13 protein-coding genes are annotated in these 15,195 nt (G+C 71.0%); 7 read left to right on the forward strand and 6 right to left on the reverse strand.

Annotated elements, in window-relative coordinates:
- Nucleotides 1-253: 253 nt before the first annotated feature.
- From OV079_RS07300 to OV079_RS07315, 4 genes are all read right to left on the reverse strand, one after another.
- Nucleotides 254-1,597 carry a DUF1552 domain-containing protein gene (locus tag OV079_RS07300; protein ID WP_267767049.1) on the reverse strand — a complete coding sequence of 448 codons (1,344 nt, stop codon included), beginning with the start codon at nt 1,595-1,597 and terminating at the stop codon, nt 254-256.
- Nucleotides 1,594-3,315: a DUF1592 domain-containing protein gene (locus OV079_RS07305; RefSeq protein WP_267767050.1), complete on the reverse strand. Its 1,722-nt coding sequence runs from the start codon at nt 3,313-3,315 to the stop codon at nt 1,594-1,596. The genes OV079_RS07300 and OV079_RS07305 overlap by 4 nt, the downstream gene beginning before the upstream one ends.
- A gap of 543 nt (nt 3,316-3,858) precedes the next feature.
- Complete coding sequence (locus OV079_RS07310; RefSeq protein ID WP_267767052.1) at nt 3,859-4,557, reverse strand: hypothetical protein; 699 nt, start codon at nt 4,555-4,557, stop codon at nt 3,859-3,861.
- A 142-nt stretch (nt 4,558-4,699) separates the two neighbouring features.
- The gene (locus OV079_RS07315; protein WP_267767053.1) at nt 4,700-6,091 is read right to left on the reverse strand and encodes a glycoside hydrolase family 71 protein; all 1,392 of its coding nucleotides are present in this window, start codon (nt 6,089-6,091) and stop codon (nt 4,700-4,702) included.
- Nucleotides 6,092-6,124: 33 nt separating this feature from the next.
- Here OV079_RS07315 and OV079_RS07320 point away from each other — a divergent pair, with 33 nt between their 5' ends.
- From OV079_RS07320 to OV079_RS07330, 3 genes are all read left to right on the forward strand, one after another.
- Nucleotides 6,125-6,457, forward strand: a complete 333-nt coding sequence (locus tag OV079_RS07320) for a hypothetical protein (RefSeq protein WP_267767054.1) — start codon at nt 6,125-6,127, stop codon at nt 6,455-6,457.
- Between the two features lie 97 nt (nt 6,458-6,554).
- Nucleotides 6,555-7,028, forward strand: a complete 474-nt coding sequence (locus OV079_RS07325) for a nuclear transport factor 2 family protein (RefSeq protein WP_267767055.1) — start codon at nt 6,555-6,557, stop codon at nt 7,026-7,028.
- A 735-nt stretch (nt 7,029-7,763) separates the two neighbouring features.
- Entirely contained in the window at nt 7,764-8,546 is a 783-nt protein-coding gene (locus tag OV079_RS07330; RefSeq protein ID WP_267767056.1) for a hypothetical protein, read from the forward strand.
- A 103-nt stretch (nt 8,547-8,649) separates the two neighbouring features.
- Here OV079_RS07330 and OV079_RS07335 read toward each other — a convergent pair whose 3' ends face one another.
- Together OV079_RS07335 and OV079_RS55625 are read right to left on the reverse strand one after the other, a co-directional pair.
- Nucleotides 8,650-9,756, reverse strand: a complete 1,107-nt coding sequence (locus OV079_RS07335) for a phosphatidylserine decarboxylase (protein WP_267767057.1) — start codon at nt 9,754-9,756, stop codon at nt 8,650-8,652.
- Nucleotides 9,757-10,776: 1,020 nt separating this feature from the next.
- Nucleotides 10,777-11,556, reverse strand: coding sequence for a YncE family protein (locus OV079_RS55625; protein WP_267767058.1), 780 nt, complete (start codon nt 11,554-11,556; stop codon nt 10,777-10,779).
- 179 nt (nt 11,557-11,735) lie between these two features.
- Here OV079_RS55625 and OV079_RS07345 point away from each other — a divergent pair, with 179 nt between their 5' ends.
- The 4 genes from OV079_RS07345 (at nt 11,736) to OV079_RS07360 (ending at nt 14,764) form a co-directional block, all read left to right on the forward strand.
- Nucleotides 11,736-12,185, forward strand: coding sequence for a hypothetical protein (locus tag OV079_RS07345; protein ID WP_267767059.1), 450 nt, complete (start codon nt 11,736-11,738; stop codon nt 12,183-12,185).
- 338 nt (nt 12,186-12,523) lie between these two features.
- On the forward strand, nt 12,524-13,114 hold the full coding sequence (locus OV079_RS07350) for a hypothetical protein (protein ID WP_267767060.1): 591 nt from the start codon (nt 12,524-12,526) through the stop codon (nt 13,112-13,114).
- A 137-nt stretch (nt 13,115-13,251) separates the two neighbouring features.
- Nucleotides 13,252-13,938: a hypothetical protein gene (locus OV079_RS07355; RefSeq protein ID WP_267767062.1), complete on the forward strand. Its 687-nt coding sequence runs from the start codon at nt 13,252-13,254 to the stop codon at nt 13,936-13,938.
- Nucleotides 13,939-14,152: 214 nt separating this feature from the next.
- Nucleotides 14,153-14,764 carry a ferritin-like domain-containing protein gene (locus OV079_RS07360; RefSeq protein WP_267767063.1) on the forward strand — a complete coding sequence of 204 codons (612 nt, stop codon included), beginning with the start codon at nt 14,153-14,155 and terminating at the stop codon, nt 14,762-14,764.
- The last annotated feature ends 431 nt before the right edge of the window (nt 14,765-15,195 follow it).

Raw genomic sequence — 15,195 nt, forward strand, 5'->3', positions numbered from 1 at the left:
CTGTTATATGACAGTGTCGAGAATGTTTTTGAAAGTATTTGAAAAGAATAAGGAAATTTCAGAGATGGGCGAGGAGAGTGGCGCGATAACGCGCAGTCGAGGCCGCTCGGTCGCTCGGAGATGTCTCTCGAGGCAGCTCAGAACGCGGGCGCGATTCGGGCGACCGAGATGGCTCGAGAGACAGGTTGTGTCATCGCGGATAATGTCCCGAGAGGCAGGCTCTTATGTCTCTCGGGACATGTTCTTTAAAACCTCAGGCTAGCAGCTCGGGGATCGTGTCGCTGACGAGGCCCTCGGCGGCGCCGAACGACGTCTCGGGGCTGCCGAACAGCTTGAGCAGGCTGAAGGGGACCTTGCTGGCGTTGTCGCCGAGGGCGCGGTGGTGGAGGTCGCCGCGCAAGAGGCCGCCGGCCTTGCCGGCGACGAGCAGCGGGAAGTCGTCCATGCGGTGGTCCCACGGCTGGCCGACGCACGAGGTGGTGTAGATGACGGCGTTGTCGAGCAGGTTGCCGGTGACGTCGGGGGTGTCGCGGAAGCGCTTCAGCAGCTCGGCGAGGCCGGACATGGCGTAGGCGACGCCGGTGTGGAAGCCGCCGGTCGCGTAGTCGATGCCCATCGGGCTGAGGCGGTGGCCGAAGTCCTCATGGAAGGTGACGTTGCCGAGGCCGGCCTCGGTGTAGGGGGCGTGGCAGGCGGCGCACGAGAACACGAACGAGGCCACGCGGGTGAGCTCGCACGCGCACGCGAAGGCGAGCAGGTCGGCGAAGGCGCGGCAGCGGTCGAGGCTGATCGAGCCGTCCTCGCCGCGGTTCGGGTAGGCGACGTCGGGGTCGATCGGGGTGCCGCAGTCGGCGGCGGTGATGGTGGCGTCGATCTGGGTCTGCAGCTCGGCGATGCCCTCGAGGTGGCGATCGAGGCGGACGCGATCCTCGGCGCCGAGCTGGTGCTGCAGCGCCTTGGCCTCCTCGGCGACGACGTCGAGGATGTTCTTGCGGCGGAACAGCGAGGGGTCGGGCTCCTGCGCGCCCGAGAGGGTGAGCAGGGTGGCGAACAGGTCGGCGGGGCTGTAGTTGGGCGGGTTGGGGGCGTTGGGGCCGTTGAAGGAGATGTTGAAGTCGAGCGCGCCGGCGCCGGTGACGTTGCTGATGCCGACGTGGACGCCGCTCGGGAAGGCGGTGTCCTTGTTGATCAGGGCGGCGATCTTCTGGTCGATCGAGGGCGCGGTGACGTCGCCGTTCATGGCCGCCTGGGCGCCGGTGAGCACGGCGGCGGGCGCCGACTTGTGGGCGTAGAGCGCGGGGATCTTGACCTCGTAGCCGGACAGCACCGACAGCCACGGCTTGAACTCGGCGAGCGGCATGAGCGAAGGGCTGAGGCTCCACTCGGGGCCGTGACCGACGGCCTGCGGGACCCATTGCGTCGGGTCGGCGCCGTTGCCGAAGAACCACGTCAGGTAGCGCGGCAGGAGCGGGGTCTGGTCGGCCCAGGCGGTGCCGTTGCCGTCGAGCATGGCGGCGAGGCGCGGCAGCGGCACGGCCACGGCGACGCCGCAGAGCATGCCCCGGAGGACGGTGCGACGCGGGAGGGGGCGGCTCATGGCTTGTCTCCTTCGGGGTCTTCGCCGACGACGGTGCCCGCGGGGTGGGCGAAGCGGAAGTCGTCGTGGGTGACGAGGGCGAGCAGCAGCTTGTCGAAGCGGTTGCCGGCGAGCGCGAGCTCGTCCTCGACCTCGGCGATCGTGTCGTTCTCGGGCCACAGCGGCAGGCGCCCGCCGGCGTAGGTGTAGAGCTTGCGCACGAGGCAGTTGGCGACCACGGGGTGCTCGCGCAGGAGCTGGGCCAGCTCGCCGCCGTCGGCGAAGTACTCGCCGTCGAGCTCGCCGCTGGCGTCGATGGTCAGGCCCTGATCGGTGGCGCGCCAGCGGCCGACGGTGTCGAAGTGCTCGAGCGCGAGGCCGAGGGGATCGGTGATGTTGTGACAGCCGGAGCAGGACGGGTCGGCGCGGTGCGGCTCCAACTTCTCGCGCAGGGTCTGCGGGCCGGGGTCCTCGACGTCGGGGTCGTCGAGGTTGGTGTCGACGTTCGGCGGCGGCGGCGGGACGGTGCGGCACAGCAGCGACTCGGCGATGAACTGGCCGCGCTCGGTGGCGGAGGTGCGGGCCGGGAGCGAGTTCATGGCCAGGACGAGGGCGCTGCCGATGAGGCCGCGGCGCGGGCTGTCCTCGGGCAGCGTGGCGGCGCGGAAGACGTCGGGCTCGACGGGATCGAGGCCGTAGATCGCGGCGAGCTCGTTGTTGACGAACACTTTCTGGCCGTCGTAGAGGCTGAAGAAGTCGGCGGGCTGGTCGAACACGACGTCCTCGACGCGGGCCAGCAGCTCGTCGCGCATGACGGCCTTGAGGGTCGGGGTCCACTGCGGGAAGAGGGTGTCGTCCTTGACCTTCTCGCCGAGCGCCCACAGGCCGTAGAGCTCGGCGATGAAGTTGTGGACGCCCTGGCGCGCGCGCGGGTCGGCGAGCATGCGCGCGGCCTGCTCGCCGACGCCGGGGCCGTCGACCAGGAGGTCGGCCTCGGCGGCGTCGAGCAGGGCCTCGTCGGGCAAGGTGTTCCACAGGGTGAAGGCGAGGCGCGAGGCCATCTCGTAGGAGGTGAACCTGAGGCGGCCGCCGTCGTCGGGCGAGGGCTGGCCGAGCTCGACGCGGTAGAGGAAGTGCGGGGCCTGCAGCAGCGCCCACACGGCGTGGCGCAGGCCGACGACGACGTCGCCGGTCTCCGTGCCGACGGCCGTGGCGACGCCGAGGTAGCGCTCGAGCTCGACGCCGGTGAGCGGGCGACGCCAGGCGCGGCGGCCGAAGGTGGCGAGGGCGTCGCGCATGCAAGCGGTGTCGGCGAGCTGGGTCGGCACGCAGCGGAGGATCTGAGCCACGCGCGCGGGGTCGGCGAAGGCCTGCGCGGTGGCGTCGCCGATCGCCTGCTCGTACTTGGCGACGCCCGCGGGCGAGAGGGCGACGCGGGCGGCACCGACGGCGAAGAAGCCTTCCTGCAAGGAGTCGGCCTCGACGGCGCCGAGATCGACGGGGCCGAGTAGGTCCTGCATGGCGTGGGCGAACTCGGAGGCGGTGAGCCGCCGCAGGGTCGGGCCCGGGACGATCTGCGGGGCTTCGGGTTCGTCGCCGTCGCTGTCACTGGTGGTGGTCGGCGCGGTGGTGCCGGGCTCGTCACCGGTGGCGGCGGCGGTGGTGGTGCCGGCGCTGCCGTCGGCGTTGGCGCTGTCGCCCGAATAACAGGCCGAGGCGCCGAGCAGCGCCGCGAGCACGACGCCGAGGGGTTGCGAGTCACCGCGTCTCATGGACCTCCAGGCGCCCCGCTCCGCGCAGACGAAGACGGACGCCGTCGTACCGTAGCCCCCGGCGAACGCGGCCGTCAATGCGGGTCGCGAGCGGGGCGACGCGGGGCACGGTTCCGATCACGCGGCGCGCAAAAGGAGGTCGGGGATAGGGCCGGACGTGCGCGAGGCGGGGGCCCGCGGCCCGCAGGCGCGGCCCGGCGCGAGGCTGCGGCCGCGGGGCCGGACGGCGCGGCCAGGACGTCCCCGGGAGGTCGCGCGGGGCGGCGCTCGTGGTGTCTCTTACGACATGTATGAAGAGACATGTCATGGAATGTCGGGCGCGATCGCGACCGCCGCGGCCGCGGGTTTTTGCTGCCCTCGCGCGAGTCGGACCTGGTGATCGCGCGGATCCGTCGCTGAGGCGGGTCTACCGGACGGGTCGGATCGGCCTGGTCGATGGGACAGGTGGCGCGCGGCGTCCACCTCGTCGACCAGGGACGTGCCGATCGCGCGGCTCGTCGCCGAGGCGGATCACACCGGGCGCGTCAGCTCGACCTGGTCGATGGGATAGGTGGCGTGCAGCGGCGCGAGCACCTCGTCGACCAGGCGGTGGACGTACGGGACGATCCGGTGGTTGCGGTAGACGGGGACCTTGTTGACGCGGATGCCGGTGGCGCCGGAGATGAGGCCGCTCTGCAGCACGAGGCCGCGGCCGCCCGCGGAGCGGACGCTGGGGTTCGCGTCGATGCGGCCGAGCACGCCCTGCACGAGGTCGAGCGGCGGGGTCTCGCCAGCGAACCGGATGTGGACGAGCAGCACGGCGCCGGCGACGGGCCGCTGCTGCAGCGCCTCGAAGTAGCCGCGGACAGGGAACGGGCGCGCGGCCAGCCAGGCGCGCTCGCTGGCGACGCGGGCGTCGCCGGCGACCGGATCGAGGAAGGCGACGCCGAGCGCGCCGAGCAGGAGGACGGCCATGCCTGCGGTCATGTAGTCGACCGAGATGAAGCCGGAGGCCATGGCGGCGACGAGGACGGCGCCGACGACGAGGGGGACGTAGAGCCCGCGCTGGCGGGCGCTGCCGTAGTGGGCGCCGAGCGCGACGCGCATGTGTTGCTCACCCAGCTCTTGCTGCCGCTGATCGGCGCGCTCGATGTTGCGGGCGCCTTCTGCGGCCAGGCGGAGCAGCTCGGGCGAGGGCGCGCGGGCCGGGGTGGGGGGGTCGAGAGGCACGGGCGGACGATAGCGGGCCGCCCCCGGGCGGGCAACCGGAGCCGTGCGTCGCGCGCGGAACCGACATGTCTCTCGGGACATCTATGTCGATAGCGGCGGGCGCGCGAGCCGTGGCGCCCGCGGCGCGGCGCGGCGGCGAGCGCTACTGCAGCAGCGGGCCGCGGTCGCAGGGCAGGCTGCCGCCGGAGCGGTAGAGCATGTCCTGATAGACGATGGTGTTGCTGATCGGGAAGGCGCTGTCGACCTCGGCGACGGCGCCGCCGTCGCGCACGATGCGGAACTTCGGCGTGCCCGCGAGCAGCGGGACGCGCAGCGACTGGATCCCGGCGGGCGCGTCGGTGGACTCGGTGATCCCGCCGACCTCGATCTCGAGCGTCGCCGGGGCGGTGAGGAAGGCGAGCAGCTCGATCTCGTCGGCCGGCTTGCTGCCGTTGACGGGCTCGTAGAGCGACTCCTGCAGCGTCAGGTCGGGCTCGGCCGTGGTGGCGTGCAGACGGTGCGAATAATAGATCGCGTCGCGCACGATCGGCGGCTGCTGGCCGGTCTTGAACCACGCGACGTAGTAGGCGGTCAGGTCGAACAGCGCCCACTGAATGCCGCTCGACGGCGAGACCTCGGAGGCCTCGGAGTAATCGTTCCAGGTGACGAGCTGAACCCACTCCGCGTCGCCGGCGACGGCGGCGTCCCACAGCAATCGCAGGAGCTGCGTGTTGCCGGCCTCGCTGTAGATGAGGTCCTTCGGCCGCGAGTCCTGCGGGCGCACCGGCGACATCCACTGCACGCCGAGCGCGTGGGCCTGCGCGGCGTTGTCGGCGTAACCGGTGGCGCCCGGGACCGTGGCGGGGCCCCACGAGGAGGTGCCGATCAGCGGGACCTCGGCCTGGAAGCTCATGGTGGCGGCGCTCCACGGCGAGACGAACACGGGCCACAGGACGGCGTCGACGCCCTCGGCGGCGAGGGCCTGCAGGGCGCCGGCCCACCACGCGGGGCTGCGCTTGTCGGCGGCGAACGGCGCGAGCACGAGCTCGCCGGTGCCGAGGCGATGGACCGCAGGGTGCGCGGCGACGGCGACGATCGAGTCGACGAAGAGGGTCTGAGCCTCGGGGTCGCTGCCCTGATAGGTCGAGGTCATGTCCGGCATGAGGACGATCCGGAACTCGGGGTCGGCGTTGCTGGCGGCGTCGAGCAGCTTGAGCAGGCGATTCCAGTGGGTGCCCTCGGTGTTGAGGATGTCGTAGGTGAAGCCGTCGAGGCCGAGCGCCGCGGCCCGCCGCACCTCCTGCTCGAAGTTCAGCAGCTCGTAGTCGAGGCCGCCCTCCCGCGGCGGCTGCGGCAACGGGCGCTCCTTGATGAAGCCGCCGCAGTAGGCGAACTTGCCGTTCTCGCCGGAGGGCTGCAAGTAGTGCTTGGCGTAGTAGTCCTCGGCGGGATCCTTGTTGTCGAGCGAGAGCGGGTAGGGCGAGAAGTAGTGGGCGAAGACCTTCTTGTCGGAGGCGCGCAGCTCGGCGAGCGGCGGCTGGTCGAAGGCCAGCACGGGGTGGTCTCGCCCTCGGCGCCGGTGTCGTCGGTGTCGCTCGCGGTCGAGGTCGGCGTCGGGTCGGTGGTGGTGCCGGTGGTCGGGTCCGCGGCGGTCGTGGTCGTGGTGGAGGTCGAGGCCGGCTCGGTGGTCTGGGCGGTCGTGGCGTCGGCGGTGCCGGCGGTGAGCGAGGTGCTGTCGGCGGTGCTGTCGCCGCAGGCGGCGACGAGCAGGGCGGTGAGCAAGGTGTGGCGTCCGCGGAGCGTCGGCATGCTGGCCGCCAGCCAAGCGAACAGGGCGCGAGGTGTCAAGGGGCGGCGGCCCCCACGCGCGCGCAGGCGCGGCGCGGATGCGCGAGGCGGCGGGTGTAGCGATATGTCCTAAGAGACATTCTCGCGGGTGAGCATGACGAGGTCTGCGACGGGGCGAGGCCGCGGTGCTATCGTGCCGCGGTCGTTCGACGACGTGGAGGGAGCGGGAGATGCCTGGGTTCGAGGAGCATGACGACGAGCAGAAACAAGGGCTGCGACGACTGGCGAGCCGCGCGGCGATCGAGACGCTGAAGGCGGAGTACGCCCGCAAGGCCGACGCCGTGTTCAACAGTCCGGGGGCGGCCAGCGCGACGGCGCTGGCCGACCTGTTCACCGACGACGGGGTGCTCGACCTCGGGCCGTTCGGGCGCTACGAGGGCCGCGCTGCGCTGTTGAACGCCTGCGAGAACATCCTGCCGCAGGCGACGAAGTGGACCACGCACTACATCGTCAGCCCGATCCTCGAGGTCGGCGATCATGCGGCGACCGGCTCGTGGTACTTCCTCATCAAGTCGGTGCCGCAGAGCCCGCCCGGGGCCGGGGTGAGCGAGATCCTGGGCGGCTACACCGACAAGTACGTGAAGACAGCGACGGGGTGGAAGATCCGCGAGTCGCTCAGCAGCTTCTTCGTCCCGCCGACCTGAGGTCGATCGGCGCAGCGGTTCGGGGTGCTCACAGTCAGAATGGCGCCCCGGGGCGTCGTGGCGATCCGACGGGTGGCCGCGACCCCCGATTGCGAGGAGGCGCCAGGACTTTCTCGATCGCGCCAGCTTCACCGCTTGCCTGCGAGTGTGGAGCGGTGCCTCGCTGTATTCCGATGGGTCGGGCGCAGTGCTCGCAATGCGCGGGCAGCGTACGGGCCGGGTCGTGGGGCGTCGCGAAAAATCTTGGCGGGCGTGACGGAAGCCCGAGGGCCCGGAGAAGGGACAGGTAGAGATGTCCGGCGCAGCGTCACGAAGGAGCACGAGCGGGGCCTCACGGGTCCGCTCGGCGCCGGCGCGGAGGCGAACACCGGCGTCCTGACCATCTTCGATTGGCTTGGCTTGACCCTTGGCTTGGTCGCGCGGAGGAAGCGGCGGTCGGTCGAGGATCTGACTCTCGGGTCAGGTCCTCGGCGGCTCGCGGATGCCGTGAAAGAATGTGGGTAGCCCGATCCTCGCATTTACACCCACACGAGCGGGCGCTGCGCCCGGCGAAATGCCGCCCGCTCGGCCGTTTCGTCGCGACCGCGATCCGTCGGCGATTGTGCGGGACCCGGAGGCGAAGCGAGGGGTTTCGCGGCCGCGTCGCCGCTGTCCGGCAGGTCCGTCACGGGCGATTGGCGGATGTCCGTGGCAGGTCCGATTGGAGGCGAGCTCGGCGCGTGCTACATGCGAGGAATGCGTTTGATTTATTCCTATCTGTTGCTCGTGTTGGCCGTCGGATGTGGGGAGGAATCCTCACATCAGCAGACGGACACGTCCGAAGAGACGGCGAGCGAGGCGCCGGCGAATACGACGGACTCGGCCGAGACGACGAGCACGACGAGCCCCACGACCAGCGGGGGCGTGGAGCCGAACAGCGCGGAGACTTCGACGACCGGCGAGGCCGAAGCCGAGGACACCGACGATACGGCGGGTTCGAGCACGACGACGGTCGCGAGCGACACCGACGATCCCGCGAGCGCGACGGAGCCCGCGAGCGACACCGAGGAGCCCGCGGAGGAGACGACGGGGGGCAGCGACCCGCAGCCGTGCGTGGGCGCGGCGGGGCCGGTCAAGGCGGAGGTCATCGCGTATCTCGAGTCGCAGATCGGCGATGGCGAGACCGACGGCGAGCCGGGGCGGCTCTACCTGCGATTCTCCAGCCAGAGCTTCACCTGCGCCGACCCCCACGACGACCTCGCGTGCGGCCAGCATTGGGAGGTGTCGCTGCAGATCCCGGCGGAGTTCCTGGTGCCCGGCGTCTACGCCCTGGCGGACGGCCCGATCGACGCGAGCGCAAACTCGACCGGCGACGGCGACGTGTGCGAAAAGGGCGGGGGCGCGGTGTCGGGGACGCTCGAGATCGACGCGGTGGAGGATGGGTCCGTCATCGGGCGGCTCTGCCACGTCCGCGCGTTCGTGCTGGAGGAGCAGATCCTGCTCGACGGTACGTTCGAGGCGCCGCGCTGCCCGCTGTGAGCGGCGAATCGCGGCAGGGCGCCCGGAATGCGCGGGGCGAGGCGCGGGGGATTCGTGCTAGTGCTGCCGGGCTGAAAACGCCAGAAGTTTGGCCGCTCCCGATTCAGGTGCCTCCGCGGCGATCGCGGTTGATGTTCGAGACCGCGTACTGGCTGCGGATCGGGTAGTGGAGGCCGACCTTCGCCGTCACGTCGACGTTGGCCTTGCGCTCGAACACCATCACGCAGTCGGAGCCGCCGAACTGGAAGTACGAGAACATCTCGCCCTTCGCCAGGTGCTTGCCGACCAGGGCCGCGCGGATCTTTTTGTTCAGGAGGTTCACCTGCTGCTGGTAGTCGCGTCCTTGCTTCTCCCCGGCGGTCAGGGTGATCGGCTTGTGGCCGTCGGCTTTCGGAGTCACGAAGACGACGGACGAGACCTGCGCCATGCCCATCGGCAAGATCGCCACCTTGCCGATCGCCGACTCGAGGACGAGGAGCCCGCGGCACTGTACAAATTGGTAGCCGGTCGGGTCCTTGGCGTCGAGGTGGCGCCGCGGGACCACGGCGCGGGTGAGATCGCCGTCGGCGTCGGCCTCGCCCGTCTCCTCAAGCTTCACGTCGAGGTAGACCTGACCCGGGATGAACTTGGCCGCGAGCACCTTGCCCGCCACGGGGGCGTGCTGGCGGTGGTAATCGTAGGTGTTCAGGAAACTGTGGCACAGGATGCCGCCCTGGAACGCATCCGCGTGCTCGGAATCCTGCAGGAGCTCGTGGATGGGCCACTCGATGTGCTTGACGACGATCGAGGGCGACGCCGGGAGGGGCTCGCCGACCGGGGTGCTGATCGCCCATTGCCCCACGAACGTCGACTCGGCGGGGAACACGATCACCCGCTCGTCGTCGGCCGCGGCGACGGGCCGCAGGACGTCGATGTCCTTGAACTTGCGGGCGAAGAACTCGTTGAAGGTCGCGTACGCCTCGGGCGGCTTCTCGTAGTCCTGCCAGTCGTATTCGGGGGCGTACTTGAAGCTCTCGAGGTAGGCCGTCGACCCCGGCGTGTCGAGGAACGAGCCCCACTCTACCGCGAAGTCGCGCAACCAGCGGGAGATCGGGGAGAGCTCGGCGTCCTTCATCGGAGCGATCGGGCTCTGCAACGCCGCGAGCGTGGGATGGTTGAAGTAGTAGTAGAACTGCGCGAGCCGCAGGTACACGGTGCGTTCGTGGAGCACCTCGCCGTTCCAATCCCAGACGCGGATCTCCGGGATCCAGGTAGCGAGCGCGTCGACGTAATAGTAGAACTGGTCGAGCGTCCGGATCCGGTCGAGCTCGGGACCTTGTCCTTGCTGACGCTCCGGATCGCCTCCTCGAAGACAGCACCGTAATAATGCTCCTCGATGAGCGCTTTGAGCCTCTTGGTCACGGGCTCCAGCGGCTCGTACTTCGTCCCCTCGGGCGGCAGGTTACCCAGGAAGGGCGGTCCCTGCGGCAGGGACCGCGCCGCCCCGGTGGCGCCCGGACTGCCTGCGCGGGGCTCTGCCGCATGGCGAGATCGCTTGAGGGCGCGGAGAAGGTCCACGGGGGAAGCGACGCGGGTATACCCGGGTACGGACGCACTGCGGGATCGACTGCTCATGGGGCCCTCCTCGAGATCTCGTGACAGTGGAATTCCTGGCGCCACACGTCGGCGCCATGGACAGCGAGGTTCATGCCTCGCGTTTCACGATGACACGGTCACACCGTCACGAGGTCCCCGCAATCCGAGAACAATGCACGGAGGGATCGGAGTCGTGTTCCGCCGTGTGAAGCCCCAACCCCACGCGGTCACGAACGCGCAGGGCCGTCGCAGAGCGGACCTCGCGCAGCTCGCTGGGCGCGTATGCGAGCTCATTGTACGCCCACTTGCGGTGCCCGCTCGCCGTGCGAGCCCGCGGATAACCCAGCGCAATGCAGGCGGGCCGTCGGGCTGCACGAAGCCGGTGACCTCCTTCGAGGGGCCGCGCTGCCGGCGATCGAGGCGCCGGCCGAGCCGCGGTTCGAGCCGCCGGACGTCCGGACCCTCTGCGAGCTCTACGAGCAGGCGACGACCCTCCACGCGCCGCTAGCTTCGCCGTCCCTCGTGACGCCAATCATCACAGTCGTCGCCGGGCTCCTGGAGGCCGGACGCGGCGGCTCGGAGGGGCGAATGCCGGCCCGCTGCTCGGCGATCTGTCCCATGAGACAGGAACACCGAGCAGCGGCCACGGCCGCGGTCAGGGCTCGCAGGCGACGGGCTGCGGCTTGACGGCGACCACGTTGGTGTTGGCGCTGATCCCGAAGTCGATGAGCCCCGTCAGCGACTGGGTGGCGAGGTCGATCTCGAAGACGCCGTCGTTGCCGGGGAGGTCGCCGGACGGCACGTAGGCGCGGGCGTCGTCGGCGCTGATGTCGACGTCGCGCGGCTTGGCGCCGGCGGGCAGGACCAGGCTGGTAGTCGTCAGCGCGGCGGTGTCGATGAAGTGGACGGTGCGGTCGTCCTCGCAGGCGACCACCACGAGGGCGCCGTCCGAGGTGATGTCGATGCCCCACGGGTCGTCGCCGACCGAGACGGTGGCCTGCACCTCGAGGGTGGCGACGTCGAGGACGTGGACGACGTCGAGGCCGCGGTCGGTGACGTAGAGGGTGGAGCCGGAGGGGTCGACGCGCAGGTCCCACAGCGAGTCGCCGAGCGGCTTGCTGGTCATGGCCTCGGTGACCGGGTCGAAGCGGATCAGGTTGCTCTCGTACCAGTCGACGAGGTGCACGGCGCCGGTGCACGGATCGAGCGCCGTCTTGCCGCCCTCCATGCCGGCAGGGACGGCGAAGGCCTCGAGCACCGAGTAGCTGGCGGTGTCGATCTGGACCACGGCCGCGCTGTCGCGCGCGCTGACGTAGGCGCGCGAGCCGTCGCCGTTGAACAGGACGTCGACCGCGTACTCGCCCACGCCGGTCAGGCTGATCTCCTGCGCGATCAGGCCGGTCGTGGTGTCGAGGACTTTGACGCCGTCGCCCACGGCGCCGACGACCCACCTCCGAGCCGTCGGGCTTGATCACCGCGTCGTAGGGGTAGCTGGCGTGCGGCAGCAGGCTGACCGGAGCGCCGACGACCTGCTTGGTCTGGGGGTCGAAGATCACGAGCGAGTTGTTGCCGGACATGCCGGCGTAGCCGAGGCCCTCCTCGACAGGCTCGCCGGTGTCGCCGGTGGTCGAGGTCTCGCCGGTGGTGGTGCTCGTGCCGGTGGTGGTGGTGGTGTCGGTGGTGGTGCTCGTGGTGGTGGTGTCACCGGTGGTGGTGGTGTCGCCGGTGGTGGTCGAGGTATCGGTGGTGGTGCTCTCGGTCGTCGTGGTGGTGGTGGTCTCGCTGGTCGTCGACGTCGTCTCGCCAGTGGTGGTGGTGGTCGTCGTGTCGTCGGTGGTCGCCGAAACCTGCCCGGTGGTCGGGTCGGTGGTCACGGTCGAGGTGGTGCCGGTCACTCCGGTCGTGGAGGTGGTGGTGCCGGGCTCGGTCGGCGTGTCGTCACCGGTGGTGGTGCCGGTCGTCGTCGCGCCGGTCGAGGAGGTCTGGCCGTCGCTGTCGGTCACGACGACCGAATCGTCGCCGCAGGCGGCCGCGAGGGCGACGGAGAGGATCAGAGTGCGATGAATGTGCATGGGATTACTTTCAGGGCGCCCAGGATACGGCGCTGACGCGGGCGATGGGGAGTTGCGAGACGTCGATCGCGTCGCGCGTCGCGCGAGGTGTCGCAGCGACGCGTCTCGGGGATCCGACCAGGACGAAATGCGCGATGCGAGTCGCATGTCGCTCGCCGCGACGCGAGCGTGCGGACGACCCGTCGAGCTCGCTGCCGCCGAAGGCGAGCGCATGAGGTCCGAAGCCCACGACCGGCCGCGTGCGCGAGACCTGCGAGGCGATCGGCCGCTGCCGTCGCGCGCTGCTGCCCGCTGCTGTCGCGGTGAGCGTGGTAGAAGGGACAGGCTGCGATGCTGCGCGTCGAGACGTCCAGCGACGACGACCACGCCGAGCCGGACCTGCCCGGGATCGAGGAGCTGTGGCTGTACTGGTCGAGCCCTCCGGCAGGTCTGACGGGACGCGCGTTGCGACGGGCGCTGTTCGCCAGCTTCAGCTCGGCCCTGCAGAGCCGCTGGCTTCACGGCGGGTACTTCTTTCGCTTCGCCGAGGACGCGCGGCCGGCCCGCGGGACCATCGCGGGCGACGACGTCCGGGTCCGGGAGATGCTGCGCGCGATCTATCCGCACCTGCCGGACGGCCCGCTCGGGCTGAGGTGGACCGCGCCGTCCGAGGCGCTCGACGAGTTCCTCGACTGCTGGCTGTTCTTCCGCCGCCATCGCCCGTACGTGCGCCAGGACGACGTGCCCGAGTGGATGCTGCCGGTGTTGCGCGAGCCGTGGGCGGTGTGCGTGCGCGAGCGGGTCGGTGATGTCACTGATGCCCACGCCGCAGTGCTGGCGCGCGAGGACCTGGCCGACGATTGGGGCGACCACGGCGTGGCGCTGTTCGTGGCCGCCGGGACCCGCCTGATGATCGTGCAGGTCAGCCTGTCGACCGATTGACGGGGACTGACGCGGGGCATGGCGTGGCGAGCGTGACGCCCGCTTCGATGGCGCAGGCGTGCATCCACTCGATGTCGCCGAGGCTCGCCGCTCGCGTTCGCCACGGCGGTCGGCGCGTTGCGATTGTAAACCGGCCGTTGACAGCGCAGCCAACGCAAGATCGCTTCCGCATGCCCGGCGACTGCGGCATCGTCGAGCTGGGAGGGTTCTTTGATATGGCTCTTAAGACATCTCATCACGAGCGCGCCCTGGCGGCCGCTGCGGGGCTGGTGGGGCGGCCGCGGCTGCGGTTCGGGCTGATGTTGACGCTGGTGGGCGCGTGCGGGCCGGGGCCGAACGAGGGCGAGACGGCGGGCTCGAGCGACGGGTCGACCGGATCGACCGCGGCGGAGGCGACGACGCTGGCGACGACGAGCAGCAGCGCGGGCGAGACCGACGGGGCGACCGGGACGGGCGAGGCGCTGACGACGGGTGAGGCGAGCACGGGCACGACGAGCACGGGCGAGGCGAGCACGTCGACCACCGGCGAGGGCACGCTGCTGACCGACGCGACGACGTTCGCGAGCACGACGTCGTCGACGACCGCGGGCGACACCGAGACGGGCGAGACGACGGACGGCGAGCCGGGCACGGACACGGGCAGCAGCTCGGGAGGGCTCGACGATTGCATGGACACGCGCACGGGCGAGATCGACTGGGTCTGCTGCGAGCGGCAGATGTGGGAGCCGTCGCCGCAATGCACGCCGTGGGGACCGCCGGCGCCGCCGGCCGCGCTGCACGAGCGGCTGCAGCGGGCTCGCGCGGCCCGCGGGAGGTGGGTATGAGCAGCCTCGATCTGCGCGGGGCGGCCGATCGCGCCGAGCTGCGCCTCGACGCGCGCACGCTCGCGCGGCTCGACGAGGTCGAGCGGACGGCGGCGATCCTGACGTGGCGCGGGCGCATGCTGAACGAGCACGTGTCGGCGCGCGTGTTCTCGGCGCTGGCGCAGCAGCTGGGCGCGCGGGGATCCGCGGCGATCGGCAGGCGCGAGTGGCGGCGATGGTGGCGGAGGAGTGGCGCCACGCCGATCGCTGCGCGGCGGTGGTCGAGGTGCTCGGGGGCGAGCCGGTGGTCGCGCTGCCGTCGCTGCCGGCGGTGCCCGAGCACGAGGACGCGGACCCGCTCGAGGCGGTGCTGCGCAACGTGATCAGCGTGTCGTGTTTGAGCGAGACCGTGGCGGTGGCGCTGATCGACGCGGAGCGCCGCTCGGCGGGGCCGCCGGCGCTGCAGCGGCTGCTGGCGGAGATCCTGGCCGACGAGGTCGGGCACGCGCGGTTCGGCTGGCGGCTGCTCGAGGAGCTGGCGCCGTCGCTGTCACCGACGCTGCGCGAGCGGCTCGGCGATTATCTGGTGATCGCGCTCGACGAGCTGGCGACGCACGAGCTGTCGCACTTGCCGGCGCGGGCGAGCCCGTCGGCCGCGGCCGAGGCGATCGGGGTGTGCGACGGGCACGCGGCGCGCCGGCTGTTCTTCGCCACGGTCCAGGAGGTGATCGTGCCCGGGCTGCAAGCGTCGGGGCTGCCGGCACTGTCGGCCTGGCGCGCGGCGCAGGCGACCGGGACGTGGGCCGGAGCGATGAGGGGCGGGCGACCGCTCGCGCGGGCGTCGTGACGCGGACTGGGGGCATGGGTGTTCGAGCATGTCCCAAGAGTCATGTGTAGCGGCGAGGCGGCTGACGGCCAGCGGGCGACGCAGGCGACCGGATCGTGGGGCCGGAACGATGTGGCATGGGCTCGGAACATGTTCTCGTGAACATGTCCTTCTGGTCATGCGCAGCGGCGCGGCCGGCCACGCCCGCTGGCGGCCGGGATGTGGGCCAGGGCGATGACGTGCGGGGGGCCGCTCGCGCGGGCGTCGTCAGGGACTCGGGGCATGCTCGTTCGGGCATGCTCCGAGAGACATGTGCAGCGACGAGGCCGCTGACGGCGCAGCGCGCGTCGTTGGTGGCATTCGCGACCTCCAGCCGCGCGGGCGAGCGGAGGCGCAGGGTCCTTCAGGACATGCGCTTTCGGGCATGTCCTCGGGGACATTCGCGGCGGCCT

Source organism: Nannocystis pusilla (assembly GCF_026626665.1).
Taxonomy (GTDB): domain Bacteria; phylum Myxococcota_A; class Polyangia; order Nannocystales; family Nannocystaceae; genus Nannocystis; species Nannocystis pusilla.

Bases quoted from the DNA above. Each gene is read 5' to 3' on its own strand.
- OV079_RS07350 (WP_267767060.1), top strand. From the start codon at position 12,524: ATGCTGCGCGTCGAGACGTCCAGCGACGACGACCACGCCGAGCCGGAC.
- OV079_RS07360 (WP_267767063.1), top strand. From the start codon at position 14,153: ATGGTGGCGGAGGAGTGGCGCCACGCCGATCGCTGCGCGGCGGTGGTC.
- OV079_RS07300 (WP_267767049.1), bottom strand. From the start codon at position 1,597: ATGAGCCGCCCCCTCCCGCGTCGCACCGTCCTCCGGGGCATGCTCTGC.
- OV079_RS07330 (WP_267767056.1), top strand. From the start codon at position 7,764: ATGCGTTTGATTTATTCCTATCTGTTGCTCGTGTTGGCCGTCGGATGT.
- OV079_RS07325 (WP_267767055.1), top strand. From the start codon at position 6,555: ATGCCTGGGTTCGAGGAGCATGACGACGAGCAGAAACAAGGGCTGCGA.